The following is a 26,806-nucleotide window of genomic DNA, read 5'->3' on the forward strand; positions in this document are numbered from 1 at the left end:
CGAGTCCCGTGCCGGTCGCGTGGAGGAGGAAGAGCGCCAGAGCCAGTTGAACCACGGCACCGAGTGCCCGTCTGAGAAAGCGGGACTGGCTCGAGTGCTCAGGCAGCCCAAAACTGCAAGCCCGGTCACTTGGCTGGCAAGGTGCGACTGCAGCGGCAAGACATAGCATGGGCACGATTATGAACATCGTATGCGCCTCGACCATCACGCCCCCGCACGAAAAACCACTGGCAGATCAAGCAGTTACCCCTTCCCGGCTGAAATGACCGGACGCCGGACAGTGGTAAGCTCATGCCCATGAAGAGACCCTCCGACCACTTGGCTGCGCTCGGGCTGGCCCTGGGCTTGGCGCTGGCCCTGTCGGCCGCGCCTGCCTTGGCTGCGCCCACTGTCCAGCCGGGTTCGGCGGGCGCGGCGTCCGAGGACGACTTGGGGCGGCTTCTGGCCGAGCGCGGCCTGATCGGTACCCTGGGGCAGGCCGGCCTGGCCGTCCGCAACCAGACCTCCGAGCTGGTCCTCAATGCCATGGGGTTTTTGGGGGTCCCGTACAAGCGGGGGGGCACCACGGTCGAGACCGGCTTTGACTGCAGTGGTTTTGTTCGTGCCATCTTTGAGCAGACCGCGGGCATGGTCCTGCCACGGCGCGCCAAAGAGCAGGCGGCGGCCACCGAGGTGATCGACAAGCGGGACCTCAAGCCCGGCGACCTGGTGTTCTTCAACACCATGAAAAAAGCCTTCAGCCATGTGGGCATCTATGTCGGTGACGGCAAGTTCATCCATGCCCCCAAGCCTGGGGCCGAAGTTCGGGTGGAAGACATGGCCGGCAGCTACTGGGTGCGCCGCTTTGACGGCGCACGCCGGGTGCTCACCTCCGCCCCGGCAGCCGATGCCGCACCGTCTGTCGCACGCTAAGGCCGCAGGTCACGGGCGGGTCCGCTCGGTATGGCTGTGACGCGCGGATCCCATGCAGACGCCCGCAGAGGCCGCGGGGGCCGTCTGAGGGTCCTCGATTCTTGAGGCCTAACCGTGGGGCTTGTTATTTTCGCGGTGGCGGAAGATCGGTGCAGGTGCCGTGGGCAGCCTCTGCCGCCATGCCAATGCTCTCGCCCAGGGTCGGGTGCGGGTGAATGGTCTTGCCGATATCCACCTCGTCCGCGCCCATCTCGATGGCCAGGGCCACCTCACCAATCATGTCGCCAGCATGCATACCAACGATGCCGCCACCCAGGATGCGGCCACTGGTCGCGTCGAACAACAGCTTGGTGAAGCCCTCATCACGGCCATTGGCAATGGCCCGGCCGGAGGCGCTCCAGGGGAACAAGCCCTTCTTGATCGCAACGCCTTGGGCCTTGGCCTGATCCTCAGTGAGACCCACCCAGGCCACCTCGGGGTCGGTATAGGCCACGCTGGGGATCACTCGGGCGTCAAAAGCGACCTTCTCGCCGGCAGCGGCCTCGGCCGCCACATGGCCCTCATGCACCGCCTTGTGCGCTAGCATCGGCTGGCCGACCACGTCGCCTATGGCGAAGATGTGCGGGACATTGGTGCGCATCTGCAGGTCTACCGGAATGAAGCCCCGATCACTGACTGCCACGCCGGCCTTGTCGGCACCGATCTTGAGACCGTTGGGTGAGCGCCCCACCGCTTGCAGCACCAAGTCATAGACCTGCGGCTCCTTGGGCGCGCCCTCGCCTTCAAAACGGACCAGGATGCCGTCCTTCGTGACCTCGGCGCCCACTGTCTTCGTTTTCAACATGATGTTGTCAAAGCGCGGCGCGTTCATCTTCTGCCAGACCTTGACCAGATCGCGGTCTGCGCCCTGCATCAGGCCATCCATCATCTCGACCACATCCAGACGCGCGCCGAGGCTGGAGTACACGGTTCCCATCTCCAGGCCGATGATGCCGCCACCGAGGACCAGCATGCGTTTGGGAACGCTGGCCAGCCCCAGGGCGCCCGTCGAGTCGACCACCCGCGGGTCCTTCGGCATGAAGGGCAGGCGCACCGCCTGCGAGCCGGCGGCGATGATGGCCTGCTTGAACTGGAGGGTCTGGGTTTTGCCGGTCTTTTCCTGGCCGTCGCCGGTGGTCTCTTCCACGCTCAGGTGGAAGGGATCGAGGAAGGTCCCGTAGCCGCGCACTACTGTCACCTTGCGCATCTTGGCCATCGCGGCCAGACCACCGGTGAGCTTGCCCACCACCTTGCCCTTGTGGGCGCGCAGCTTGTTCAGGTCGACCTGCGGCTTGCCAAAGCTCACGCCCAGGGACTCAAAGTGGGACACCTCGTCCATCACCGCCGCCACGTGCAGCAAGGCCTTGGAGGGAATACAGCCCACGTTGAGGCAGACGCCACCCAGGGTGGCGTAACGCTCGACCAGCACCACCTTCATGCCGAGGTCGGCGGCGCGGAAGGCGGCCGAATAGCCACCGGGGCCACCGCCCAGGACCAACATGTCACACACCAGATCGGCGCCGCCTGCATAGCTGGCGGCTGGGCCGGCGACAGCCACCGATGCTGCGGAGGCGACGGTCACGGCGGGTGACGACACAGAAGGCGACGCAGGGGCGGAGGCACTGGCGGGCGCATGGCTGATGGGGGCGTTGCCAGCGGCAGGGCCTGCCACCGCGGAGGACCCTTCAGCCACTTCCATCAGCACCAGCACCGAGCCCTCGGCGACCTTGTCTCCGAGCTTGACCCGCAGTTCCTTGACCACGCCAGCATGGGTGGAGGGAATCTCCATCGAGGCCTTGTCGGACTCCACGGTGACCAGGGACTGCTCGAGCTTGACCGAGTCGCCGGGCTGCACCAGCAACTCGATGACGGCGACTTCACTGAAGTCGCCGATGTCCGGCACTTTCACTTCGACCAGGCTCATGATTGTTTTTCCTTGGATTTAAGTGTGAACACGTCCCACGGCCCCGCCGAGTTGCGGTCGAACTCGCAGCCGGCGGCCAGGCCAGCGACGGCCACTTCGCGTGCTGACTTGGCTTTGCCATGGACAGCGTGCATCGCGCCCAGGGCAAAGCTGCGGCCGGAGCCGATACTCCAGTACTCTTTGAACTCAAACACCTCGCGGTAGCTGTAGAGGCCGTAGATGCCCGAGGCATTGGCGATCAGCACGCTGAACTGGCTGGATTCGTAGGGGTCATGGTCTTCCTCCTTGGTCTGAAGGAAGAAGTTGTCCTTGAGGTAAGGGTGCAGCTTGGTGAAGGTGTCAAACACCTCCGACTTGCTCCCGAATTGCAGCGTCTCCTGGGGCAGCGTCGCCAAGGCCTTGCGCAGCACCGGAAAGTGCGCCACGGTCCCTGCCATACCGATATAGCTGGGGCCGGCCTCGGTATCGACGCGGAAGATCTTGCTGTTGTCCTCGAGCCTGTGGCTCAGACGCGTGTCGCCGAAGGTCACCAGGGTGTCGGCAGCAATCGCGACCTGGCCATTCTTGCGGACGACGACGACAGTGGTCATGGCTCAGTCTCGGTGGGTGAGGCTCAGAGCAGCACCCGGCGGAAGTCCGCCAGCACCTGGCCTAGGAAGGCGTTAAAGCGCGCCGCAGACGCGCCGTCGATCACCCGGTGGTCCCACGACAGCGACAGCGGCAGCATGAGGCGAGGCTGGAACTGCTTGCCGTCCCAGACCGGCTCGGTCTGGCTCTTGCAGACACCCAAAATCGCCACCTCGGGGGCATTGATGATGGGCGTGAAGTAACGCCCGCCAATCCCACCCAGCGAGGAGATGGTGAAGCCCGCGCCCTGCATGTCAGCGGGACCGAGCTTTCCCTCCCGGGCCTTCTTGGCCATGTCGGACATCTCCTGGCTGATCTGCAAGATGCCCTTTTTGTCGGCGTCTTTGATGACTGGTACCACCAGGCCATTGGGCGTATCCGCCGCGAAGCCGATATGGAAGTACTGCTTGAAGACCAGCTGCTCCCCGTCCAAGCTGCTGTTGAACTCGGGGAACTTCTTGAGCGCGGCCACACAGGCCTTGATCAGGAAGGCCAGCATGGTGATCTTGATGCCGGACTTCTCGTTCTCCTTGTTCATCTGAACGCGGAAGGCCTCTAGCTCGGTGATGTCGGCGTCATCGTGGTTGGTGACATGGGGAATCATCACCCAGTTGCGGTGCAGGTTGGCGCCACTGATCTTCCTGATGCGCCCGAGGTCCTTGCGCTCCACGGGCCCGAACTTGGCGAAGTCGACCTTCGGCCAGGGCAGCAGGCCCAAGGCCTCGCCGCCGCCGGCACCGCCCTTGGCCGTGGCCGCCTTCGTGCTGGCCGCACCGCTCATCACGGCCTTGGTGAAGGCCTGAACATCTTCCTGGGTGATACGGCTCTTGGGCCCAGAGCCCTTGACCTCGTCCAGCGGCACGCCGAGTTCGCGCGCAAACTTGCGCACCGACGGAGAGGCATGAGGCAATGCACCGGTAGGCGCGCCGGGCTGATGCTGCGGCAGGGACGCGGTAGGTGCCAGGCGCTCGGGGGCCGGCGCGGGCGTTGCCGCTGGCGGTGGTGTGGCAGCTACTGGGCTCGCGGCTGCAGGCATGGACGGCGTAGCTGTCGGTGCCGCCGGAGGCGCCGAAGGTACCGTGGCCGCCGGGGCAGCCGGGGCGGCCGCGCCTTCGAGCAGCAAGACCAGGTCTCCGATGTTGAGCTTGTCACCCAGCTTGACCTTGAGCTCCTTGACCACGCCGGCAGCCGCCGACGGGATTTCCATCGAGGCCTTGTCGGACTCGACGGTGATCAGGGATTGTTCGACCTTGACGGTATCACCGGGTTTGACGAGCAGTTCTATCACCGCCACGTCCTTGAAATCCCCGATATCGGGGACCTTTACTTCGATCAGCGCCATTTGCGTGTTCTCCGTTCTTGTTCAGGCTCGCCGCGCGCTCAGGCGTACAGCGGGTTCACCCGGTCGGTCTTGATGCCGTACTTCTGGATCGCCTCGGCCACCTTGGTCGCTGGCACCACGCCCTCGTCACAAAGGGACTTGAGGGTGGCGACCACGATGTAGTGGCGGTTGATCTCGAAGTGCTCGCGCAGCTTGCTGCGGAAGTCGCTGCGGCCAAAACCATCGGTACCCAGCACCTTGTAGCTGCGGCCCTTGGGCATGTAGGGGCGAATCTGCTCGGTGTACGCCTTGATGTAGTCGGTCGAGGCGATCACCGGCCCGGCGCTCTTTTCCAGCTGCTGGGTGACAAAGGGCACACGGGCCTTCTCCGTCGGGTGCAACAGGTTCCAGCGCTCGCAGTCCTGGCCCTCGCGTGCGAGTTCGTTGAAGCTAGGGCAACTCCAGACGCTGGCCGAAACGCCCCAGTCCTTCTCGAGGATTTCTTGGGCCGCCAGGGACTCACGCAAGATCGAGCCAGAGCCCAGAAGTTGCACCTGCTGCTTGCCCTTACCACCTGCCTTGAACAGGTACATCCCCTTGATGATCTGCTCCTCGGTGCCCGCCACCAGGCCAGGCATCGGGTAGTTCTCATTGAGCAAGGTCAGGTAGTAGAAGACGTTCTCTTGCTTCTCCACCATGCGTTGCAGGCCATGCTGCATGATCACCGCCACTTCGTGGGCGAAGGTGGGGTCGTAGGAGATGCAGTTGGGAATGGTGGCCGCCAGGATGTGGCTGTGGCCGTCCTCGTGCTGCAGGCCTTCACCGTTCAAGGTGGTGCGCCCGGAGGTGCCCCCCAGCAGGAAGCCACGGGCCTGCATGTCGCCGGCCGCCCAGCACAGGTCGCCCACGCGCTGCAGGCCAAACATCGAGTAGTAGATGTAGAACGGCACCATGATGCGGTTGTTCGTCGAATATGACGTTGCCGCAGCGATCCAACTGGCCATGCCGCCGGCCTCGTTGATGCCCTCCTGCAGGATCTGGCCGTTAACCTCCTCCTTGTAGTAGGAGACTTGGTCACGGTCCTGCGGGGTGTACTTTTGGCCCTCGGGGTTGTAGATGCCGATCTGGCGGAACAAGCCCTCCATGCCAAAGGTACGGGCCTCATCGACCAGAATGGGAACCGCACGCGGGCCCATTTCCTTGTCACGCAGCAGCGCCGTCAAAAAGCGCACATAGGCCTGCGTCGTGGAGATCTCGCGGCCTTCGGCGGTGGGCTCGATCACCGCCTTGAAGGCATCGAGACCGGGCACCTTGAGCTGCTCGTCGGCCTTGGTGCGACGGGCGGGCAGGTAACCGCCCAGGGCCTTGCGGCGCTCGTGCAGGTATTGCATCTCGGGCGTGTTGTCGGCTGGCTTGTAAAAAGGAATCTCGGCCAGCTTCTCGTCGGGGATCGGAATGTTGAAGCGGTCGCGGAAGACCTTGATGTCCTCGTCGGTGAGCTTCTTGGCCTGGTGGGCGATGTTCTTGCCCTCGGCTGCCTTGCCCATGCCGAAGCCCTTGACGGTCTTGATCAGGAGCACCGTCGGCTCGCCCTGGTGCTTCACCGCCGCGTCATAGGCTGCATAGACCTTTTGCGGATCGTGGCCGCCGCGGTTGAGGCGCCAGATGTCATCGTCGGACATGTGGGCCACCATCTCCAGCAGCTTGGGATGCCGCCCAAAAAAGTTCTTGCGCACGAAGGCGCCGTCGTTGGCCTTCATCGCCTGGTAGTCACCGTCCAGGGTGTCCATCATCACCTGGCGCAAGATGCCGTCCTTGTCGCGGGCCAAGAGCGGGTCCCAATAAGAGCCCCAGATCAGTTTGATCACGTTCCAGCCAGCACCTCGGAACTCGCCCTCGAGCTCCTGGATGATCTTGCCGTTGCCACGTACCGGGCCGTCAAGCCGCTGCAGGTTGCAGTTGACGACGAAGATCAGGTTGTCGAGCTTTTCTCGCGCGGCCACGCCAATGGCACCCAGGCTCTCAACCTCGTCCATCTCGCCGTCACCCAGGAAGGCCCATACTTTGCGACCGGAGGTGTCGGCAATTCCGCGGGCGTGCAGATACTTAAGAAAACGCGCCTGGTAGATCGCCATGAGCGGTCCCAGCCCCATGGACACAGTAGGGAATTGCCAGAACTCCGGCATCAACTTCGGGTGCGGGTAGGACGACAGACCCTTGCCCTCGACCTCTTGCCGGAAGTTGAGCAGTTGGTCTTCCGAGATCCGCCCCTCCAGGAACGCACGGGCATAGACGCCGGGCGCGCTGTGGCCCTGGATGTAGAGGCAGTCGCCCCCCTTATCGCCCTGCTCGGCTTTCCAGAAATGGTTGAAGCCGGCGCCAAACATCGTCGCCAGTGATGCGAAGGAGCTGATGTGCCCCCCCAGGTCGCCACCGTCGGCGGGGTCGAGGCGGTTGGCCTTGACCACCATTGCCATCGCGTTCCAGCGCATGAAGGCGCGCAGGCGCTCCTCCATCTCCAGGTTACCGGTGGCGCGGGTCTCATCCTCGGGCTCGATGGTGTTCACATAGGCGGTGTTGGCCGAGAAAGGCAGGTCGATGCCTTGTTGGCGCGCCTGCTCAAGCAGCTGCTCCAGAAGAAAATGGCCGCGCTCACGCCCCTCGGTGGCGATGACCGCCGACAGCGCGTCGATCCACTCCCGGGTTTCCTGGGAATCAGGGTCATTGGAAGCGGAGCCGAACAGGTGGTCTGGCTGAGCTGACATTGGCTTGTCTCCTTGTTGGCAGCTGGGTTGTAACGGAACGGGATCGCCGTTCGTCCAGAAGTTTGACACAAAACACACTGATTTCGAATAGCGCCACCCTATTTCATATAGCAATATATTCATGTGGCATTGCAGCAATGGCGCGGCCTGCGAGCCAACGCGAAGGCCGGCTTCACCGGACGAACTGAAGTAGAAGTACCTGGGCCTGCCCGCCTACACTCAGCACCGGCATGCCACTCACTCCGAACGCCCCCACCCCAGACCCACAGGACATCGAGCCGCCGGTGCCTGGGCTGCGCCGTTGGTGGCGCAAGCAATCTGCTGCGCGACAGGACCGCTTTGCCATGCTCGCGCCCCTGATCGCGGTCGTGTTGTTCCTCGCGGCCATCGTCACTGCCTTTTCCTACCTGCGCCTCGAGGAACAAGAGCGCGAGACCGAAGCGATCAAGCGCGATGTCGAATACGCGCAGCAGCGGATGCGACTTCGACTCCTCGAGCGGCAGGAGCAACTCATGCGCCTGGCGCATGACATGAACAACCTCGAGGTGGCCCCCTCCGAATTCCCCAAACGCGCCGAAGTACTCGCGCTGCAGTTTCCCGAGCTGCAAACCCTGAGCTGGGTGGACGAGCGCCGACGGGTGCGCTCAAGCCACGCTGCGCCGACCCCGCTTGCACTGACGCCACGGGTTCCGGGCGAGCCTCTCCGGGGCACCGAGGCCGAGGCGATGTTCGGAGTGGCGCGCGAACTGATGCAACCGGTCTACTCACAACCGGCGGCGGGAACGGAAAATGGCGGACTGCTGCAACTGCACATCCCCCTGGGCGACCGCAACCGCTTCATCGGTGTGCTGCTGGCCGAATACTCCATCGAGAGTGTGCTGCGCTACGCGGTCCCGCCCGAAGTCTCCGCCAAATACGCGGTCGCCCTGCTGGACGCCCACAACCAACTCCTCGCGGGCTCATCGGTGGCACCCCGGCTAGCGGCCCGACTGCCTTGGATCGACGAGGGCATCAACGCCTACGAAGTGCCCATCTCGCCCGTCGGCAATGGCCTCGTTCTGCGGGCGCAGGCGTGGCGAACTTCGCAGGGCCTGATCGGCACCGGCCTCTTTTGGCTGGTTCTGGCGCTCAGCGGGCTGACCGCCTGGACACTGATTGGCAACTGGCGTCATACCCGCCGCCGGCTCCAGGCCCAGCGCGCGCTGCTGGCGGAGACCACCTTCCGCCGGGCCATGGAAAACTCCATGCTCACCGGCATGCGGGCCCTGGACCTGCATGGCCGCATCACCTACGTGAACCCGGCGTTCTGCCAGATGACCGGTTGGGGCGAGAAGGAGCTGATCGGGCTCATGCCTCCCTTCCCCTACTGGCCAGACGCGGACCGCGAAGTACTGGCTGCGCGCCTCGAAGACGAGCTCAGAGGGCGGACCATCCCGGGCGGCTTCCAAGTTCGAGTCAAGCGCAAGGACGGCAGCCTGTTCGACGCCCGCATGTATGTCTCGCCTCTCGTAGACGCCAAGGGCAATCAAACCGGATGGATGACCTCGGTCACCGACATCACAGAGCCCAATCGAACTCGCGCGCAACTCGAAGCCGCCCACCAGCGCTTCACAGCGGTGATGGAGGCGCTGGACGCCTCGGTCTCGGTGGCCCCTCTGGGTAGCGAGGAACTTGTCTTTGCCAACAAGTTGTACCGGCAATGGTTTGGCGGCTTGAGCCAGGGCCACCTGGCCCTAGTGGCCGATGCCGGCCGCCCGGCGCCATCGGCCAGCGAGGCAGAGCGCGAGGCCACCAGCGATGAGGTCGATGCCCTGGCCGGCCTTCCCGCCGACGCAATCGAGAGCGTTCAGTCGGAGAGCGCAGAGATCTTTGTCGTGGGCCTCGACAAGTGGCTCGAGGTCCGAACCCGCTACCTCACCTGGGTGGACGGCCGGCTGGCGCAGATGGTCATTGCCACCGACATCACCGCCCGTCGCAGGGCCGAGGCGCTGGCGGCGCAACAGGCCGAACGTGCCCAAACTGCCAGCCGCCTGATCACCATGGGCGAAATGGCCTCCAGCGTGGCGCACGAACTCAATCAGCCGCTCAGCGCTATCAGCAACTATTGCAACGGCATGGTGTCGCGAATCAAGGGCCGCCAGATCGAGGAGGCCGACCTGCTCGCGGCGCTGGACAAGACCGCCCGCCAGGCCCAGCGCGCCGGCCAGATCATCCAGCGTATTCGCAGCTTCGTGAAACGCAGTGAACCCAATCGCACCGAATCCGAGGTCGACAACATGGTCGGCGAGGCTGTCGAACTGGCTGAAATCGAGCTGCGCCGGCACAACGTCCGGCTGTCGCACTACGTAGCAGCGCGCCTGCCCAAGCTGCTGGTTGACCCGATCCTGATCGAGCAGGTGCTGGTCAACCTGCTCAAGAATGCCGCCGAGTCCATCAACGCGGCCAACCGGCCAGCGCCCCTTCGCAACGTCGAGTTGCGGGTGGTGAGGCAGGCGATCGAAGGGCTTGCGGGCGTGGAGTTCACGGTGCGCGACTCTGGCCGCGGCCTTGCGCCGGAGGTGATGGAGCGCCTGTTCGAGGCCTTCTTTTCGACCAAGGCCGAGGGCATGGGCATTGGCCTGAACCTGTGCCGCTCGATCGTCGAGTCCCACCAGGGAAGGATGGACGCGAAGAACATCTACAATGGCGCCGAAGTTGCCGGATGCGTGTTTTCCTTCTGGATTCCCGAGCCTGGCGCCACGCGAGACATGACCGACAAGAGTACCGGGGTGACTGCATGAGTCTGATTCCAAAGCGGGGCACCGTTTACGTCGTGGACGACGACGAGGCCGTGCGCGACTCCGTCCAATGGTTGCTGGAAGGCAAGGACTACCGGGTGCGTTGCTTCGAGTCAGCGGAGGCCTTTCTCTCGCGCTATGACCCGCGAGAGGTCGCCTGCCTGATTGTCGACATCCGCATGGGCGGAATGACCGGTTTGGAACTTCAGGACAAACTGATCGAACGCCGTTCACCCCTGCCCGTCGTGTTCGTCACCGGCCACGGCGACGTGCCCATGGCGGTGGGCACGATGAAAAAGGGGGCCATGGATTTCATCCAGAAGCCCTTCAAGGAGAGCGAACTCCTGGGTCTGGTCGAGCGAATGCTCGATCACGCCAAGTCAACCTTCGCCGACCACCAGAGTGCGGCCAGCCGAGACGCCCTGCTGGCCAAGCTCACCTCGCGCGAGGGTCAGGTACTCGAACGTATCGTTGCCGGACGCCTGAACAAGCAAATCGCCGACGACCTGGGAATCAGCATCAAGACGGTGGAGGCGCATCGCGCCAACATCATGGAAAAGCTCAACGCGAACACCGTGGCCGATTTGCTCAAGATTGCCCTGGGCCAGGCGGCAGTCAAGGCTTGAGTAACCAAACCCCCGAGCGACCAAACACCCGCTTCCCCGGACCCCCGCCCATTCCATGAAGTCCGCCCGCTTTTGCGGGCGGCTTTCTTTTCAAGGCCACTCCATGACCGCCCACCTGATAGACGGCAACGACCTTTCCCGAAAAATCCGCGCCGAGGTGGCACACCGCACTGCGGCACTCAAGGCACGTGGCGTGGAGCCCAAGCTCCACATTATTTTGGTAGGTGAAGACCCGGCCAGTCAGGTCTACACCAAGCACAAGGTCAAAGACAGCACTGAAACCGGCCTGCAGGCCACCCTCGAAACCTGTCCGGCGGATCTGTCTGAAGGCGCCCTGCTCGATCGAATCCGCGCGCTCAACGCCGACCCTCTGGTGCACGGCATCCTGGTGCAATTGCCCCTGCCCAAGCACATGGACACCCAAAAGGTCATCGAGACCATTTCCCCGGCCAAGGATGTAGATGGCTTTCACGTGGCCAGCGCCGGTGCGCTCATGGTGGGGCAACCTGGCTTTTGGCCCTGCACGCCCTATGGCTGTATGAAGATGCTCGAGTCGATTGGCTACGACCTGCGCGGCAAACACGCGGTCGTCATTGGCCGAAGCAATATCGTGGGCAAGCCGATGGCCCTGATGCTTCTGCAGAAAAATGCCACCGTGACCATTTGCCACAGCGCCACGGCCGATTTGGCCGCCCTCACCCGCCAGGCGGACGTGATCGTCGCTGCGGTAGGCAAGCGCAACGTGCTGACCGCCGACATGGTCAAGCCCGGGGCGGTGGTGATTGACGTCGGCATGAACCGCAACGACGAAGGTAAGCTCTGCGGCGATGTCGATTTCGATGGTGTGCGCCAGGTAGCCGGCTGGATCACCCCCGTGCCAGGAGGCGTTGGCCCAATGACCCGGGCGATGCTCTTGGTAAACACCTTGGAGGCGGCCGAGCGGGCCAACGCCTGAGCCGTGTCTGTGTCGCTCAGCGCCCAGTCCGCTGGATGCACCCGATGGAGCGTCGATCACCGGCTGCAAAGCCCTCTCGCTCTTGAAGCCCCGCGCCTTGCCGCAAAATATGCGGCATGAGCAATCCACTCCTCGACTTCACCGATCTCCCCCTCTTTGACCGGATCCGCCCGGAGCATGTCGCGGAGGCGGTCGACACCCTCCTGGTCGACTGCGAACAAGCTCTCGAGCGGGTCACCGCAGCGGACTTCCCTGCCGACTGGCACGCGCTGGCCCTGACCCTCGATGTCGCCACCGAACGCCTCGGCAGGGCCTGGGGTACGGTCAGCCATCTCAACGGCGTGGCCGACACGCCTGAACTGCGGGCCGCCTACAACGCGGCCCTGCCCCGCGTGACCGACTTCTGGACGCGCCTGAGCAGCGACGAACGGCTCTACGCCAAGTACAAGGCGATCGACACTGCCACGCTGGACTCCGAGCAGCACCAGGCCCACAAGAACGCGATGCGCAACTTCATCCTGGGCGGCGCAGAGCTCACCGGTGAGGCCAAGTTGCGATTTGCGCAAATCCAGGAGCGCCAGGCCGAGCTCGGGCAGAAGTTCAGCGAGAACGCGCTCGACGCTACCGATGCCTGGGCGTACTACGCTCAGGAGGACGAATTGGCTGGCGTGCCTGCCGATGTGGTCCATGCGGCACGCGCCGCCGCGCAGGCCGAAGGGAAAGACGGTCACAAGCTCACGCTGAAGATGCCCTGCTACCTGCCGGTGATGCAGTTTGGTCACGACAGCAAGCTCCGCGAGCGCCTGTACCGGGCCTATGTCACCCGAGCCAGCGACCAGGCCGACGGCGACCTCGCCCGCTTTGACAATGACGCCATCATCCGCGAGTTGCTCGCGCTTCGGCGCGAAGAGGCGCGCCTGCTCGGCTACGACAACTTCGCCGAGGTGTCACTGGTCCCCAAGATGGCAAAGTCTCCTGCCGAGGTAGCTACCTTCCTGCGCGAGCTGGCGAGCAAGGCCCGGCCCCACGCCGAGCGCGATCTGGCCGATATGCGCGCCTTTGCCGCCCGCAGTCTCGGCTTGGCCGAGCCACAGGCATGGGACTGGCCCTACCTGGCCGAAAAGCTCAAGGAAGACCGGTACGCCTTCAGCGAGCAGGAGGTCAAGCAGTACTTCACCGCCCCCAAGGTGCTGGCGGGGCTGTTCAAGATCGTCGAGACGCTCTTTGAGGTTGAGATTCGCAGGGACCAAGCCGCGACCTGGAACCCTGGTGTCGAGTTCTTCCGACTCGAGCGCAGCGGCAGAACCATTGGTCAGTTTTACCTCGACCCCGCCGCCCGCGCAGGCAAGCGAGGCGGCGCCTGGATGGACGATGTCCGAGCCCGCTGGCTGCGCCCCGACGACGGCCGGCTCCAGCTGCCAGTCGCGCACCTGGTGTGCAACTTCGCCGAGGGCGTGAATGGCCAACCCCCGCTGCTCACGCACGACGACGTCATCACCCTCTTTCACGAGTTCGGCCATGGGCTCCACCACCTGCTCACGCAGGTCAAGGAGCATGACGTCTCGGGCATCAGCGGCGTTGAATGGGACGCTGTGGAACTGCCCAGCCAGTTCATGGAGAACTTCTGTTGGGAGTGGAGCGTTCTGCGCCATATGACAGCCCATGTGGAGACGGGGCAACCCCTGCCCAGAGCGCTGTTTGACAAGATGCTCGCCGCGCGTAATTTCCAAAGCGGCCTGCAGACCTTGCGCCAGATCGAGTTTTCGCTGTTCGACATGCGGCTGCACGCCGAGCATGACCCGGCGCAAGACTTCATGCCGCTACTCAAGCAAGTGCGTGACGAGGTGGCTGTGATTCAACCCCCCGCCTTCAGCCGAAGCGCCAACACCTTCAGCCATATCTTTGCCGGTGGCTACGCGGCGGGCTACTACAGCTACAAGTGGGCGGAGGTGCTCTCGGCCGACGCCTATGCCGCCTTCGAGGAGAGCATGGACGCCGAAGGCAACCCCAGCCGGGAGACCGGCCGCCGCTACCGCGAGGCGATTTTGGAGGTGGGCGGTAGCCGCCCGGCGATGGAGTCGTTCCGAGCCTTCCGCGGGCGCGAGCCGCAACTCGACGCCCTGCTGCGGCACCAGGGAATGGCCTGAGCCTCGCGCCGGCCACCGGGTGACTCTAAGCCCGGGAACACCACGAGACCCTGCGTTACTGAAAGGTCGGCTGGCCTCTGCCGGCTGCATCACAGGAAACGGAGGAGCCTCATGCACAAGCCGGCGCACACGCCGCGACAGACCCCACGGCATCCACTCGTGCACCAGCCGACGAGCCCGCCCCTGTCGCATCTGGGTCAGGCCAGCACTCTGGCGGCCCTCGACCCTCTGGGCACTTGCGCAGAACCGCACACAGAGTGGCGCATGCCCAGCGGCCATCCACAGTTCGATCCGCCCGGACTCGCCTCGCGCCTGATCGGCCGCATCCGGCGCCTGCGGTCCCGCTGGCGCCGGTTGGCCGCGGCCCGGGGCGTACGACGGCTCCACCCCTCATGATTTTTCACCCATCCTCATCCGCCCCGACCGAAAGGCATTCCATGAATCACCGCGCCATTGCCGAGCAATTGATCACCAGCCTCGGAAAGACCCTCAATCTGCCAGAACTCAAGCTGGATGATGTGACCCACAGCTGTGTTCTCCTTTTTGACGAAAACATCGTTCTGAACATCGAATTCGACGCTAATGGAGGGCAACTCATCCTCTCCGCTTACCTTGACGAGATGCCAGCCGAATCGACCGATCGCGTCATGCGCGAGATGATGATCGCCAACCTCTACTGGCACCGAACCGACGGTGCGACCCTCGGCCTCGAGGAACTCACCGGCGGCATCATCCTGGCCGACCGGCGCCCCATCGCAGTGCTGGACGAATCGGGCTTTGAGAAGTGGGTCGAGGGCTTCGTCAATCAGACCGAACGCTGGAAAAAGCGCCTGCCTGAAATCGCCGCTGGCACGGAGGAACTGATGTCAGCTCCAGCGCACCCGATGGCCGGCCAAGACGGCGCGGCGATCTTCGGTTAAGACTCAGTAGGCCAGGGTCTCGACGCCCCTGGCCGTCCCGAGCAGGCACACAGCAGCCTTTTGGTGGGCGAATATGCCCACGGTGATCACACCGGCCCACTGGTTGACCTCGGACTCAAACGCCAGTGGCTCCTGGATCTGCAGGCCACTCACATCCAGAATGTGCTGGCCGTTGTCGGTCACCAGAGGTTGGCCGTCCTTGAGCCGCAACAGCGCCTGGCCACCCAGGGCTGCGAAGCGCCGGCTGATCTGGCGGGCGGCCATCGGGATCACCTCGACAGGGACAGGGAAGCGTCCCAGCACCCGAACGCGTTTGGACTCGTCGGCGATGCAGATGAACTGGCGCGACTGCGCGGCGACAATCTTTTCCCGGGTCAGGGCTGCACCCCCGCCCTTGATCATGAAGCCACGGCCATCGATCTCGTCGGCCCCGTCGATATAGACAGCCAGTTCCCCCACCTCATTGGCATCAAAAACCCGAATCCCCAAAGCCTGTAGGCGCTCGGTGGAAGCCAGCGAACTGGAAACCGCACCGGGGATTTGGTGGCGCATGCTGCCCAAGGCCTCAATGAATTTGTTGACGGTCGAACCGGTGCCCACGCCCACGATTTCACCGGGCACCACATAGCGCAAGGCGGCCTGGCCGACCAGCGTCTTCAATTCATCCTGAGTCACGCGACAATCCTGGCTGGAAATAAAGCCGGAATTATCCATGGCCCTGCTGCCCTACGCCCTTGCCCGACCTGCCCTCTTCTGCCTGGACGCCGAGAGCGCCCATGACGCCACCCTCGCCGCACTGTCCCGTTTGCAAGGCACACCGCTGCAGGCCCTCTGGCAAGCCCGCCGTGTGGAGGACCCGGTGGAGATCGCCGGTTTGCGCTTTCCGAACCGGGTGGGCCTGGCCGCGGGGCTGGACAAGAACGCCCGCTGCATCGATGGGTTTGCCGCCATGGGCTTCGGCTTCGTCGAGGTCGGCACCGTGACCCCGCTGCCGCAACCGGGCAACCCCAAGCCCCGCATGTTCCGCCTGCCGCAGGCCCAGGCGCTGATCAACCGCCTCGGCTTCAACAACGACGGCTTAGAGGCCTTTATTGCCAATGTGCGTCATTCGGCTGTGCGCCAGCGCGCGGGGGGCCAGGCGCCCGGCCTGGTACTCGGGCTCAACATTGGCAAAAACGCCGCCACGCCCATTGAGCGCGCAACGGACGACTACCTGATCGGTCTGGAGGGCGTCTACCCGCATGCGGACTATGTCACCGTGAACATTTCCAGCCCCAACACCAAGAACCTCCGGGCCCTGCAGTCCGACGAGGCCTTGGACGGCCTGCTGGGCGCCCTGGCCCAGCGCCGTGAGGCACTGGCCGCAGCACAGGGGCGTCGCGTTCCCCTGTTCGTCAAGATCGCACCCGACCTGGACGAGGCCCAGGTGCAGGTCATCGCCGCCACACTACGCCGGCATGGCATGGACGGCGTGATCGCCACCAACACCACGATCGCCAGGGACGCGGTGCAGGGCCTCGCGCATGCCGAGGAGGCCGGCGGCTTGTCGGGTGCGCCAGTGCTGGCGGCCAGCAACCGGGTCATCGCCCAATTGCGCGCGATCCTGGGTCCGCAGTTTCCGATCATCGGGGTGGGCGGCGTCATGAGCGGCGACGACGCGGTGTCCAAGATGGCGGCTGGCGCCGACCTGGTGCAGGTCTATACCGGCCTGATTTACCGGGGTCCTGAGCTGGTCAGCGAGGCCGCGCAGGCCCTGCGAGATCGGCGACCCACTCCCCGATAGCCAGGGCGCTGGTCAGCCCCGGGGACTCCACGCCAAACAAGTTGACGAGGCCGGCAATGCCATGGCGCGCCGGACCGTCGAGCCGGAAGTCCGGGGCAGCTTCCTGCGGACCGTGGATCTTGGGCCTCACCCCGCTGTAGGCGGGCTGCAATGCCCCGTCGGGCAATTGCGGCCAATAGCGGCGGACCTCGGCGTAGAAGGTCTCGGCGCGGGCCGGGTCCACCGCATAGTCGATGGCCGTCGGATCCTCGCCTGGCAGCCATTCGAGGTCGGGCCCGAAGCGTGCCTGGCCCCCTAAATCCAAGGTCAGATGAACGCCCAACCAGGCGTCTGCCGGCGCGGGGTAAATCAAGCGAGAAAACGGCGCCTTGCCGGCCAAGGAAAAGTAGTTGCCCTTGGCCAGGCGCGGCAGGGGTACATGACTCGGGTCCAGCCCCTCGAAGCGACGTGCCAGCTGGCAGGCGTCCAGGGACGCGGCGTTGACCAGCCAGCCGGCTTGCACCGAATGCCCATCGACCAGGTGCACCTGATGATCGCCACCACCCTGCGCCAAGCGTGCGCCCGCCACCGCCGAGCCCAGGGCGACGAGACCGCCGTAGCGCTCGAAATCCATCAGCAACGCCTGCATGAGCCCATGGCTGTCGACGATGCCCGTGGCGGGCGAATGGAGCGCGGCCTCGCAACGCAGGGCGGGCTCCAGTGCCCGGGCCGCGTTGCCGTCCAGCCACTCGACCACGACCCCGTTGACCTGCGCCCTCGCCTGCAGCGCGCGCAAGGCCTGCACCTCACTGGCGTCATTGGCGACGACCAGCTTGCCACAGCGTCGATGGTTCACGCCCTGCTCCGCGCAGAACGCATACAGGAGCTCCCGCCCGCGCACGCACAGGCGGGCCTTGAGTGAGCCCGGTGGGTAGTAGAGGCCCGCGTGGATCACTTCGCTGTTGCGGGCGCTCACGCCCTGCCCAATTGCCTCGCCAGCTTCGGCGACCAAGGTCTCGTGCCCCGCCCGAGCCAGCGCGCGGGCCACCGCCAGACCCACCACGCCACCGCCTATGACCAGTGCGTCGATACGGTCCATCAGGCAGTCGCCCGAGCGTCCGGGATGCCCAGGGTCGGGTCGGCAAGTACGGGGGAGACCTCGGGAAGAAGGGAGCTCATGCCAAAGATCTTAGCGGCTGGCCTCACGACTCATGATGGGTTGCTGAGGGTTCCTGTGTCGGGACTGCAAGCGCCCGCATGCCATAGCCGAGAGGGGCTGGGGTGATCCGGCGCAGGTATCGGTCGATGGCGGCGAGCCAGGGCCAGCGGCACACCAGGGACTCGGGGAAAACCCCTTCCGCTTCGAGCAAGACAAGCCTCCACCCCGCTTCGGCCAGCTCCTCGCGCAACCCAGCAGGCACAAACAGGTGGTATCGGAAGGCATGCGCCTTGCCCCCGAAGTGGCGCCAGATGCGAACGTCACCAACGCCTAGCGCAGACCCGGCATGCCGCAGAGACTCCCACCAGGCGCGCACCCGCGCGCCAGGAAAGCGGCGCCAGGCATTGGGGACGGTGAGCGCCAGGCGCGCCCCCGGCAAGCAGTGCGCTCGTAAAGCCCTCAGAACGCGGACCCGGCACGCGCGGTCGCCGATCAGGCCCAAAACGCCAAACAGCATAAGAAAAACATCAAAGCGATCGCCTGGGGCCAAAGCCTCGACGCCGCCGTGCACCAAACGAACCTGAGCCCCCAGAGGGTGCCCTTGCAAGTGCAGGCGGAACTGCGCCAGCGCACCCTGGGACGGGTCACAGCCGGTGAGCGAAGCGCACCCGGGGCCAAGCAGGGCCAGCGCGTAGCGTCCATTGCCGCAGCCCAGGTCGAGCAGGGATCGGGCGTGGTCCAGGCCCTGCTCACGCAAGAAGGCCAATGTGGCCGGGTTGGGTACCGGGTAGCGGTGCTCATAGTGGCGTGACGCGAAGTACAGGTCATAGGTCGCGGCCAGATCAGCGTCTGGCGCGTCCTCGCCAGCACAGGCCGGTTGCCTGGCGCTCACAGGCACTCCGATGGCGTCGCTGGGGTCACACGTGGCCCACAGTACCAACCCTGGTCGCTGCGCTGGCGCCAGAGGCTCTGCATGCGAGCGGTGTAGGCAGAGACCGGAATGCCCCAGCGGCGCTCCAGATCGGCGATCAGGCCAGCTCGATGCCAATCGACGACTGCCTGGGAAACAAGGTCTGCCAGCGCACTTCCGGCATCGTCCCGATGCAGGCCAATTGACCAGGGCGTGGTGAACAGGGTGGGCAGAGGCATCTCGAAATCACGCGACCAGGCCGGCTCCTGGAGCATGGCGACGATGTTGGTGTCGTCATAGAGCAGGCCCTCGCAGCGGCCCTCGCGCAAGCTGGCAATGGAGAGCCGGTTGTCGTAAAGCGCGACCACGTCCAGCCCAGAGCTGACGGTGATGGCCCGGTTGTAGAAGGCGCCACGCCGGCCGCAGATCCGGCGGTTGCGCAGGTCGGTCCATTCCCGAAAGCCTGCGCTCTTACGGGCCAGCACGTTCACTCCGGAAGCGTAGTAATGGGGCAGCACCAGGGTCAGGCGCTGGCGTCGCTCCGGGGTGTCCGACAGGGTCGCCAGAATCAGGTCAACCCGCCGCTCCTCGATGGCAGGCAGGCGCTCGGCGGTGAGCAAGGGCACCAGTTCCAGCCGCACCCCCATTCGCTCGGCTAGGTTGGCGGCAAGGTCTGGCTCGAGACCGACAATCCGCCCGCTGCGCGGGTCAAACTGCCCCCAAAGTGGCACATCCTTTTTCACGCCCACCACCAACACCCCGCGCTGGCGGATTTCGGCCAAACGGTCCGGGTGACCACTGGCATGGGCCGCCGCCCAAAAGCCAGCCCCCAGCCAGGCGGCAAGGATTGCGGCCAGCAGCACACCGAGGTAGAAAGTCCAGGCCCATCCGTTGCGCGTATTCATGCCACCTCCTCGTCAAGCCCGAGCCCGAGCCCGAGCCCATGACAGAACAGAACCGCGCAGGTGATGTCGTCGGCCTGCTCGGCCCCTGCGGAGAAAGCGGCAACTGCGGCCTGCAGATGCTCGACCGCCTCGCGCGCCGAGTTCGTCTCGGAGTGCTCGAACCGGGTACCTACTTGCGGCAGCCCGAACTCCCGGCCCACCAGGTCCATGGCCTCACTGACACCGTCGGTGAAGATCACCAGCATGTCCCCGGGCGCCAGGGTGACCGAACGCTCACCGTAGCGTGCGCCCTCGACCACCCCAAGGGCTGGCCCATCGGAGCGGCCGAGCCAGCTTTGGGCGCCATCCTTGCGCACCAACAGCGGTGGCGGGTGGCCGGCGTTGGTGTAGCTCAGGGTTCCGTCGACCGGGTCATACTGGGCGTAGAAGGCGGTGACAAACATCGCCGCGTCGTTGTCGACACACAGGGCTTCGTTGACCTCGGAAAGTGTGGTGGCCGGCCCCAGCAGGCGATGGGTGGCCAGGGACCGCAACTGGGTTTTCGACACCATGCCGAACAGGCCGGCAGAGACCCCTTTGCCGCTCACGTCGGCCACCACCAGGCCGCGGCGGCCATCGCCCAGCGGAAAGTGGTCGTAAAAATCGCCGCCAATGTCCTTGGCCGGTTGCATCGCCCCCCACAGCGAGTAGCGGGTGTCCTGGGGCCATTGCCGCGGAAGGATGGCCTGCTGGAGGCGGGCGGCGATGTCTAACTCTTTGCGCAGGCTACCCAGTTGCAGCGACTCACCAAAGGCACGGCCGACCGCCTCGAACCAGGGCAACCAGGCCTGCGGCACCTTGGGCATGGCGCTGCCCCGCAGCGTGCTGGCCGCCGCAACGTACTCGACAAGACGGGCGGCCGGACCCACGAACTCGCGGCGGGTCAGGGCGTAGCTGATTGCCATGATGAGCGCCAGGGCCAGCAAGGCGGCCGCCATGCCAGGCGCTCGCTCGAGCAGCAGCTTTTGCCAGATCGCACGCTGAGGCACGGCATAGACCAGGTACCAGGGAGCGGAGACGAAGGGCCTCTGCACCAAGATCCAGCCAGCTCGAAACACCGGCTCCCCCGCCGGCAGTGCAGCCAGTGCCGAAACAGTGGGTAAGAGTTGCGCAGGGACCGCCTGCTCCAGCCCTGCGGGGGAGCGAACTGCCAAGGGGTCGGCGTACACACCTGGGTGGGCCATGACATGGCCTCGGTCGTCCACCACCGCCACGGTACCCAGCGGGTACCCGAAGTAGCCATTGACCCGGTTCAGGTAGTCCAGACTCATGTCGATGGCGACCACCCCCAGAAAACGATCCCCGCTGGTGACGGGTGCGGCCACGGGTGCAAGCAGCCCGACCTCCGGGCCACCAAAGAAGGGGGGCGCCCAGAATTTGCGCCGGTCCGGGTTGGCCTGGGGCTGCGCCAGGGTCCACACCGGGTCGCGGTACAGGTCGGCGCTGAACGGAATCCGTTCCGAGCTTTGCCAGGGGTAGACGAGATGGAAGCGCTCGGTGGCAATGAAGCGAACCCGCGCAGCGTGAGGGAGGTGAAAGGACAGGCCCTGAAACTGCCCACCGACGGCCAGAGCGCTGCCCAGGTCGCAATAAAAGTCTTGACTGCGGCCGACCAGCGGACCCGCACCGATCAGGTTGCCGCCGGCGTCGGGCGCGCGGGTCTGGTCTCGATGGAAACCGACAGATTCTGCGGGGAGCTGGGCGCCGGGGCCAGAGCGTGCCGCCGCGCGCGTTGGGTCGCCAGACTGGCCCCGTGCTTCGCTGCGCAGATCGCTATGGAGGGCTTCCTGGCGGCCCTCCCGGCATGCCCGACCACTCTCGCGCTCTGCTGAGGCGACGAGGCGGAGCCTCTCAATCTCGTCTCCTGAGGAGCGAAGCACGAATTCAAGAAACTGGGAATGTCGCTCGAGCTGCCCACGAACGAAGACCAGCTCGTCATCGAAGGCCTCGGACAATTGCCAACTGAAAAAGCCAGCCAGCCCGACCAGCAACAGGGCGTAGGCCGCTCCGAGCGTGCGGTTGTAATTCCGAAAAAAGGTGACCTGGGTTCGGGGCCCGGTGCCCTGCGCCTCTTCGTCCTGCCTTCCGTCCATGCCGGTCCTCCTGAACCCAGCATAAACATTTACGATTACATATGGAAGTACTATTTTTCTCGCGAGTTGGCCTCAAAATCAATTGCGCCACGGAACCTGAAAGTGCCAGCGGTAACAGGGCGGGCGAGACCGCCACGCCCCACCCTGCCAATCACGCCCGCTCAAAAATCGCCGCGATCCCCTGCCCACCGCCAATGCACATGGTGACCAAAGCGTAGCGCCCCTTGACCCGCTCAAGCTCGTACAGCGCCTTGGTGGTGATGATCGCGCCGGTCCCGCCCACCGGGTGGCCAAGAGAAATACCGGAGCCGTTCGGGTTGACCTTGGCCGGGTCAAAACCCAACTCCTTGGCCACCGCGCAGGCTTGGGCAGCAAAGGCCTCGTTGGACTCGATCACGTCCATGTCCTGAACCCGAAGACCGGCCCGCTCAAGCGCCAGGCGACTGGCCGGAACCGGGCCGATGCCCATGACCTTGGGGTCGACCCCAGCATGGGCATAGGCCACCAAACGGGCCATGGGCTTGAGGCCATGCGTACGGACAGCCTCGGCACTGGCGAGCACCAGCGCACCGGCGCCGTCGTTGATGCCCGAGGCGTTGCCCGCAGTGACACGGCCCTCCTCCTTGCGGAAGGCCGGCTTCATTTTGGCAAGTACCTCGAGCGTGGTGTCACCCTTGACGTGCTCGTCGGTCGTGAAGGCGATATCGCCCTTGCGGGACTTCACCAGAACCGGAACGATCTGCTCGGTGAAGCGGCCGGCCGCGATGGCCGCGGCAGCACGCCGGTGACTCTCGACCGCCAGCGCGTCCATCTGCTCCCGGGTGATGCCGTGGGCGTCGGCCACGTTCTCGGCGGTGACGCCCATGTGAATCCGGTGGAAGGGGTCATGCAGGATGGTGAGCATGTAGTCCGCCATCTGCATATCCCCCATACGCTGACCCCAGCGGGCGTTCATCGCCAGGTAGGGGCCACGCGACATGGACTCAGCGCCCGCGCCAACCGCCACGTGCGCATCGCCGAGCATGATGGCCTGGGCGGAAGACACGATGGCCTGCAGTCCGGAGCCGCACAGACGGTTGACGTTGAAGGCGGGGACCTCCTGCGGCAGGCCAGCCTGCATGGCGGCCACCCGGCTCAGGTAGGCGTCGCGTGGCTCGGTCGGAATAACGTTGCCCATGGCCACATGGCCGAAAGCGTCCAAAGGCGCGCCACTTCGCTCGACGGCGGCCTTGACGACCGTCGTGGCCAGCTCGGAAAGGGGGGTGTCCTTGAGGGTGCCGCCGAAAGTGCCGATCGCGCTGCGGGCGGCGGAAACGATGAAGACTTCTTGCTGGCTCATGGGGGTCTTTCCTGAAAATTCTCGTCCCTCTATTGTCGCCGCTGTAGTGTCGCGCCCGTTCCAGCTGGATCTGCCTGCCGCGTGACGCTCCAAGGACGCCCAACGACGGCCCGAGGACAGCACTGGATCGAATCTTGTAGCGGTTACAGTTGTCATCGTTGTCTGTTATTTGGAGTACCCCGCGATGATCCGTCCCGTCCTAGCCAGCCTGGCGCTGGCCCTCCTGGGCACGCTGGCCCCCGCCGCGCACGCCCAGAACACCGTCAATGCGCTGTGCAGCACCGACGCCAGCTGGTGCGATTTGGCTGCCCGCGAATTCCAGACCGCCACTGGCATCCGGGTGCTACAAACCCATAAGCCCACCGGCGAGGCTCTGGCACAACTGCGCGCCGAGGCCGCCAACCCCAAGACCGACATTTGGTGGGGCGGCACCGGCGACCCGTTCTATCAGGCGGCCGAAGTCGGCTTGCTCGACCAATACCGCCCCGACTACCTCAAGGACCTGCACACCTGGTCAGTGCGGCAGTACGCGATGAGCCAGAACTACGTGGGCGGCTTCTACACCAGCGCGATCGGCTTCGGCTGGAACACCGAGCTCCTCAAGAAGAAGAACCTTCCCGCCCCCAAGTGCTGGAAGGATCTGCTGGACCCGCGCTACAAGGGCGAGATCGGCATCTCCCACCCGGCATCCTCCGGCACCGCCTACACCATCCTGGCGGGGCTGGTTCAGCTCATGGGCGAAGAACCCGCCTTTGACTACATGAAGAAGCTCCACCGCAACGTCGCCTCCTATACCCGCAGCGGCCAGGCCCAGGCCCGCGACGTGGCCAAGGGCGACGTGGCTGTGGGAGTGAGCTTCATCTTCGGGTTCGACAACGAGCGCATCACCAACAAGTTCCCGGTCGAGTCAGCAGGGCCATGCGAGGGCACCTCCTACGAGATCGGCGGCATTGCTCTGGTCAAAGGCGCCCGCAACAAGGATGCAGCCCGTCGCTACTACGACTGGCTGATGGGCCCCGCCGGCCAGCAAGTCGGCGCGCGTGCCAACAGCCTGCAGGTGCCGGCCAACAAAACCTTCAAGCCCGACCCGCGTATTCCGTCGATCGACAACGTCCGCCTGGTCCGCTACGACTTCGAAAAGTATGGCAAGGCCGCCGAGCGCAGGCGCTTGGTAGACCGCTGGATCAAGGAAGTCGAGTCGCAGCCGCGCTGATCGACTCCCCTCGGCCTGCGCCGAGAACTTATGCGAATGGCGCCCCGAGGGGCGCCATTTTTTTCGGTTCGTGGCAGGCGGTCAGGGTCACCGCCCCTCGCACCGCCCGCACCCGGCGAATGCCGGGATACCACTCAACAGGTCACAGGCGCCCAGTAGTAGGTGCTGATCGTCGGGTTGTAGCCGGGGTTGTCGAACTTGGCCTTGTACAGGCGCCCGTTGTAGCTCACCAGCGCGCCAGCGACGTAGGACTTGCCCATCACCCAGGATGCCCCGGTACAAACCGGCGCGGGCACGGGGGTGCTGCAGCTGGTGGTGACCGCCCAGTGGGAGGGTGTCCATTCGGGCTGCGAGTTCTGATTCGCCCCGGTGGCGACATAGGTCTTGCCCAGACGGGTGACCTTGGTGCCGACCGTGTACCACTTGGCGGGATCCCAGGCGGCGCAAGTCGTGGGGACTGGCGCGCTCGGCGGGGAAGTCACGGGAGCTGGCGCGGGTGCCGGCTGAGGCGCCGGGACCGGCGTGGGGGTGATGACCGGCGCAGGTACGGGACTGATCACCGGCGCGGGCGAAGGACTGACCACCGGCGCGGGCGCCGGGGCGCTCACCGGTCCTTCGGCGGACTTGAAGATCCGCAGAAACTGCGCCTGGGTCTGCACCACGCCGCTATAGTCGTTGACCGAGCCCATGCCGGTACGGTCTTGCGCCCGGTCACGCTGGAACGACCAGTAGCCGATCATGCCGGTGCCACTGGCCTTAGCGTAATTGGCCACGGCCTGGGCATCCGCGAGCGTGAACACGGTGGCATCGTCGTTGACACCGATCATGGGCGTCATGCCGGCCATGGCGTGGATCTGCGCCCGCGACTTGGCCGGGTAAAGGCTTACCAACTGCATGATGGCAGCCTCATAGCCGTTGATCACCGCCTGCGCCAGGGTCGCAGGAGAAACCATGGTGCGCAGGTTCTCGGCGCCAAAGGTCATGAGCATCACATTCACCCGGTCGACCTGCACGCCGGCGGCGATCGTCTGCCGCATCATGGCCATACCATCGGCTTGTAGACCGTTGAGCCAGGCCGGAAGGGTGAAGGAGGTCTGCAGGTCGGGGTACTTGGCCTTCAGCCGCAGCAGCACCCGGTTTCGCCGGGCGGTGGCGTCCAGGTTGCTCAGCTGCTGGCCTTCCACGTCCCAGTCGATACGGCGCGTGCCTGAGTCGGTGATCAGCTTATCCATCAAGGCAAACATCTGATCGTCGGTGCAAGCAACTTCGGCGTACACGCCATCGGCGCCGCCCATGGAAATGATCAGGTTCCCGCCGGCTGCCTTGTAGTTGCGGGCATCGGCCATGCGGTCCGTGATGTAGGGGTCGAAGGCGCAGCTCCCACGCGTCACCGCAAATGCCAGGGTCGTATGGGTCAGGCCGTCGTTGCGCAGCGCGTCGACCAGGCTCCCGACGCTGTAGCCTTGGAAGTAGGGGCTGATCTCCGCAGCCGAGGCGCCGCCCGCGCCGAACAAGCCGCTGATGGCACCGATGGCCACCAGCGCCGCACCAGCGATTCGGGTGCGGTGAATCCCGCGATGGATCCCGCGGCCGATGCCGCTGCCGATCCCTCGGCGAAGTCGGGCCAGCGTGGAGGAAGTTTTGGAGTTGAGTCGAGCACTTTGTTGCATGTCAGTGGGGTCCTGCTGCGTCGCGTGGACGCTCTTGAGTCGGTTTCATCAGGCAAGGCTTCGCCCAGCACATGTGCAGCTCAGCTGCTGCATGCGTTGCCAGGGAGGCCGCGGGAAATCGCCTGTCGGTGTCGTGGCGTCCAGCCACACCCCAGAGCGGGGCCGTATCAGGCGATGGAGGGACTCTAGTAGGACCTGTCCGACAGGATGTAGGAATGTTCTGCTGAACAGTAAGCGGATGGCACAGGGTTTACAGATGGGCAGAGGAATGGGCCCGTACCCCCGCGCAGAACTTACGGATAGAAACGCCTGATTCGGCCGCTGGCGCGATCAACCGAGGCCAAAGCGCAGGCCTCAGACACGGGTTCAGAGGCGAGGGCCCCGTGCGAGGAGGCCGAAATCCGCCGCGTGCTCAGTCGAACTTGTCGCAATCGGCCCAAGACTGGGCCTGCGCATCCTTGGCCGAAAGGCTGGGTGTGCCGCCCACATCGGCCAGTGGCCACCGAATACCCACCTGGGGATCGTCCCAGGCCAGGGAGCGCTCGGCCGCAGGCGCGTAGTAGTCGGTGGTTTTGTAGAGAAACTCCGCGGTGTCCGACAACACCAGAAAGCCGTGGGCGAAGCCCGGAGGAATCCAGAGCTGCTGCTTGTCCTCTGCCGAGAGCCGGGCGCCCACCCACTGGCCGAACCGGGGTGAACTGCG

Annotated in this window: 20 protein-coding genes; 8 read left to right on the forward strand and 12 right to left on the reverse strand. The window is 65.0% G+C overall.

The genetic code is table 11. The features are described from left to right. Nucleotides 1–297: 297 nt before the first annotated feature. Entirely contained in the window at nucleotides 298–912 is a 615-nt protein-coding gene (locus QE494_RS09235; protein ID WP_300042670.1) for a C40 family peptidase, read from the forward strand. A gap of 124 nt (nucleotides 913–1,036) precedes the next feature. Here the strand turns inward: QE494_RS09235 and lpdA are convergent, their stop codons facing one another. Genes lpdA through aceE form a run of 4 tightly spaced genes read right to left on the reverse strand, consistent with a single transcriptional unit; the run spans nucleotide 1,037 to nucleotide 7,588 of the window. Continuing rightward, complete coding sequence (gene lpdA / locus QE494_RS09240; RefSeq protein WP_300042672.1) at nucleotides 1,037–2,875, reverse strand: dihydrolipoyl dehydrogenase; 1,839 nt, start codon at nucleotides 2,873–2,875, stop codon at nucleotides 1,037–1,039. Then, on the reverse strand, nucleotides 2,872–3,465 hold the full coding sequence (locus QE494_RS09245; RefSeq protein ID WP_300042674.1) for an MFS transporter: 594 nt from the start codon (nucleotides 3,463–3,465) through the stop codon (nucleotides 2,872–2,874). The genes lpdA and QE494_RS09245 overlap by 4 nt, the downstream gene beginning before the upstream one ends. Nucleotides 3,466–3,488: 23 nt before the next feature. Then, nucleotides 3,489–4,844 (reverse strand): dihydrolipoyllysine-residue acetyltransferase, encoded by a 1,356-nt coding sequence (gene aceF, locus QE494_RS09250; protein WP_300042676.1) that lies wholly within the window; start codon nucleotides 4,842–4,844, stop codon nucleotides 3,489–3,491. 38 nt (nucleotides 4,845–4,882) lie between these two features. Beyond that, on the reverse strand, nucleotides 4,883–7,588 hold the full coding sequence (gene aceE / locus QE494_RS09255; RefSeq protein WP_300042678.1) for a pyruvate dehydrogenase (acetyl-transferring), homodimeric type: 2,706 nt from the start codon (nucleotides 7,586–7,588) through the stop codon (nucleotides 4,883–4,885). Between the two features lie 230 nt (nucleotides 7,589–7,818). Between aceE and QE494_RS09260 the strand changes: the two genes are divergently transcribed. The 5 genes from QE494_RS09260 (at nucleotide 7,819) to QE494_RS09280 (ending at nucleotide 15,013) form a co-directional block, all read left to right on the forward strand. Continuing rightward, nucleotides 7,819–10,368, forward strand: coding sequence for a PAS domain S-box protein (locus QE494_RS09260; protein ID WP_300042680.1), 2,550 nt, complete (start codon nucleotides 7,819–7,821; stop codon nucleotides 10,366–10,368). Next, nucleotides 10,365–10,991, forward strand: coding sequence for a response regulator transcription factor (locus tag QE494_RS09265; RefSeq protein WP_300042682.1), 627 nt, complete (start codon nucleotides 10,365–10,367; stop codon nucleotides 10,989–10,991). The genes QE494_RS09260 and QE494_RS09265 overlap by 4 nt, the downstream gene beginning before the upstream one ends. A 103-nt stretch (nucleotides 10,992–11,094) precedes the next feature. Then, entirely contained in the window at nucleotides 11,095–11,946 is an 852-nt protein-coding gene (locus tag QE494_RS09270; protein ID WP_300042684.1) for a bifunctional methylenetetrahydrofolate dehydrogenase/methenyltetrahydrofolate cyclohydrolase, read from the forward strand. A 116-nt stretch (nucleotides 11,947–12,062) separates the two neighbouring features. Further along, nucleotides 12,063–14,093, forward strand: a complete 2,031-nt coding sequence (locus tag QE494_RS09275) for a M3 family metallopeptidase (protein WP_300042686.1) — start codon at nucleotides 12,063–12,065, stop codon at nucleotides 14,091–14,093. Nucleotides 14,094–14,530: 437 nt separating this feature from the next. Continuing rightward, nucleotides 14,531–15,013, forward strand: a complete 483-nt coding sequence (locus QE494_RS09280; RefSeq protein WP_300042688.1) for a type III secretion system chaperone — start codon at nucleotides 14,531–14,533, stop codon at nucleotides 15,011–15,013. Nucleotides 15,014–15,016: 3 nt separating this feature from the next. On the opposite strand, the gene rpiA is transcribed toward QE494_RS09280, so the two are convergent. Further along, nucleotides 15,017–15,688, reverse strand: coding sequence for a ribose-5-phosphate isomerase RpiA (rpiA, locus tag QE494_RS09285; protein WP_300042690.1), 672 nt, complete (start codon nucleotides 15,686–15,688; stop codon nucleotides 15,017–15,019). A gap of 37 nt (nucleotides 15,689–15,725) precedes the next feature. Here rpiA and QE494_RS09290 point away from each other — a divergent pair, with 37 nt between their 5' ends. After that, nucleotides 15,726–16,796, forward strand: a complete 1,071-nt coding sequence (locus QE494_RS09290; RefSeq protein WP_300042692.1) for a quinone-dependent dihydroorotate dehydrogenase — start codon at nucleotides 15,726–15,728, stop codon at nucleotides 16,794–16,796. Here QE494_RS09290 and QE494_RS09295 read toward each other — a convergent pair. From QE494_RS09295 to QE494_RS09315, 5 genes are all read right to left on the reverse strand, one after another. After that, the gene (locus tag QE494_RS09295) at nucleotides 16,747–17,874 is read right to left on the reverse strand and encodes an NAD(P)/FAD-dependent oxidoreductase (RefSeq protein WP_300042695.1); all 1,128 of its coding nucleotides are present in this window, start codon (nucleotides 17,872–17,874) and stop codon (nucleotides 16,747–16,749) included. The two genes, QE494_RS09290 and QE494_RS09295, sit on opposite strands and share 50 nt — an antisense overlap. Nucleotides 17,875–17,977: 103 nt before the next feature. Further along, nucleotides 17,978–18,826 carry a class I SAM-dependent methyltransferase gene (locus QE494_RS09300; RefSeq protein ID WP_300042697.1) on the reverse strand — a complete coding sequence of 283 codons (849 nt, stop codon included), beginning with the start codon at nucleotides 18,824–18,826 and terminating at the stop codon, nucleotides 17,978–17,980. After that, nucleotides 18,823–19,749 carry a transporter substrate-binding domain-containing protein gene (locus tag QE494_RS09305; protein ID WP_300042699.1) on the reverse strand — a complete coding sequence of 309 codons (927 nt, stop codon included), beginning with the start codon at nucleotides 19,747–19,749 and terminating at the stop codon, nucleotides 18,823–18,825. Before QE494_RS09305 ends, QE494_RS09300 begins: the two co-directional genes overlap by 4 nt. Further along, nucleotides 19,746–21,881: a PP2C family protein-serine/threonine phosphatase gene (locus QE494_RS09310; RefSeq protein ID WP_300042701.1), complete on the reverse strand. Its 2,136-nt coding sequence runs from the start codon at nucleotides 21,879–21,881 to the stop codon at nucleotides 19,746–19,748. Before QE494_RS09310 ends, QE494_RS09305 begins: the two co-directional genes overlap by 4 nt. Nucleotides 21,882–22,032: 151 nt before the next feature. Continuing rightward, entirely contained in the window at nucleotides 22,033–23,220 is a 1,188-nt protein-coding gene (locus QE494_RS09315; protein WP_300042703.1) for an acetyl-CoA C-acyltransferase family protein, read from the reverse strand. 184 nt (nucleotides 23,221–23,404) lie between these two features. Here QE494_RS09315 and QE494_RS09320 point away from each other — a divergent pair, with 184 nt between their 5' ends. After that, complete coding sequence (locus tag QE494_RS09320; RefSeq protein ID WP_300042705.1) at nucleotides 23,405–24,433, forward strand: ABC transporter substrate-binding protein; 1,029 nt, start codon at nucleotides 23,405–23,407, stop codon at nucleotides 24,431–24,433. Between the two features lie 134 nt (nucleotides 24,434–24,567). On the opposite strand, the gene QE494_RS09325 is transcribed toward QE494_RS09320, so the two are convergent. Together QE494_RS09325 and QE494_RS09330 are read right to left on the reverse strand one after the other, a co-directional pair. Beyond that, nucleotides 24,568–26,103: a carbohydrate-binding protein gene (locus tag QE494_RS09325; RefSeq protein WP_300042707.1), complete on the reverse strand. Its 1,536-nt coding sequence runs from the start codon at nucleotides 26,101–26,103 to the stop codon at nucleotides 24,568–24,570. A 412-nt stretch (nucleotides 26,104–26,515) separates the two neighbouring features. Further along, the coding region (locus QE494_RS09330) for a dTDP-4-dehydrorhamnose 3,5-epimerase family protein (protein WP_300042709.1) at nucleotides 26,516–26,806 on the reverse strand (291 nt) is incomplete at its 5' end.

It is taken from the genome of Ramlibacter sp., assembly GCF_029866045.1.
Taxonomy (GTDB): Bacteria; Pseudomonadota; Gammaproteobacteria; order Burkholderiales; family Burkholderiaceae_C; genus Ramlibacter.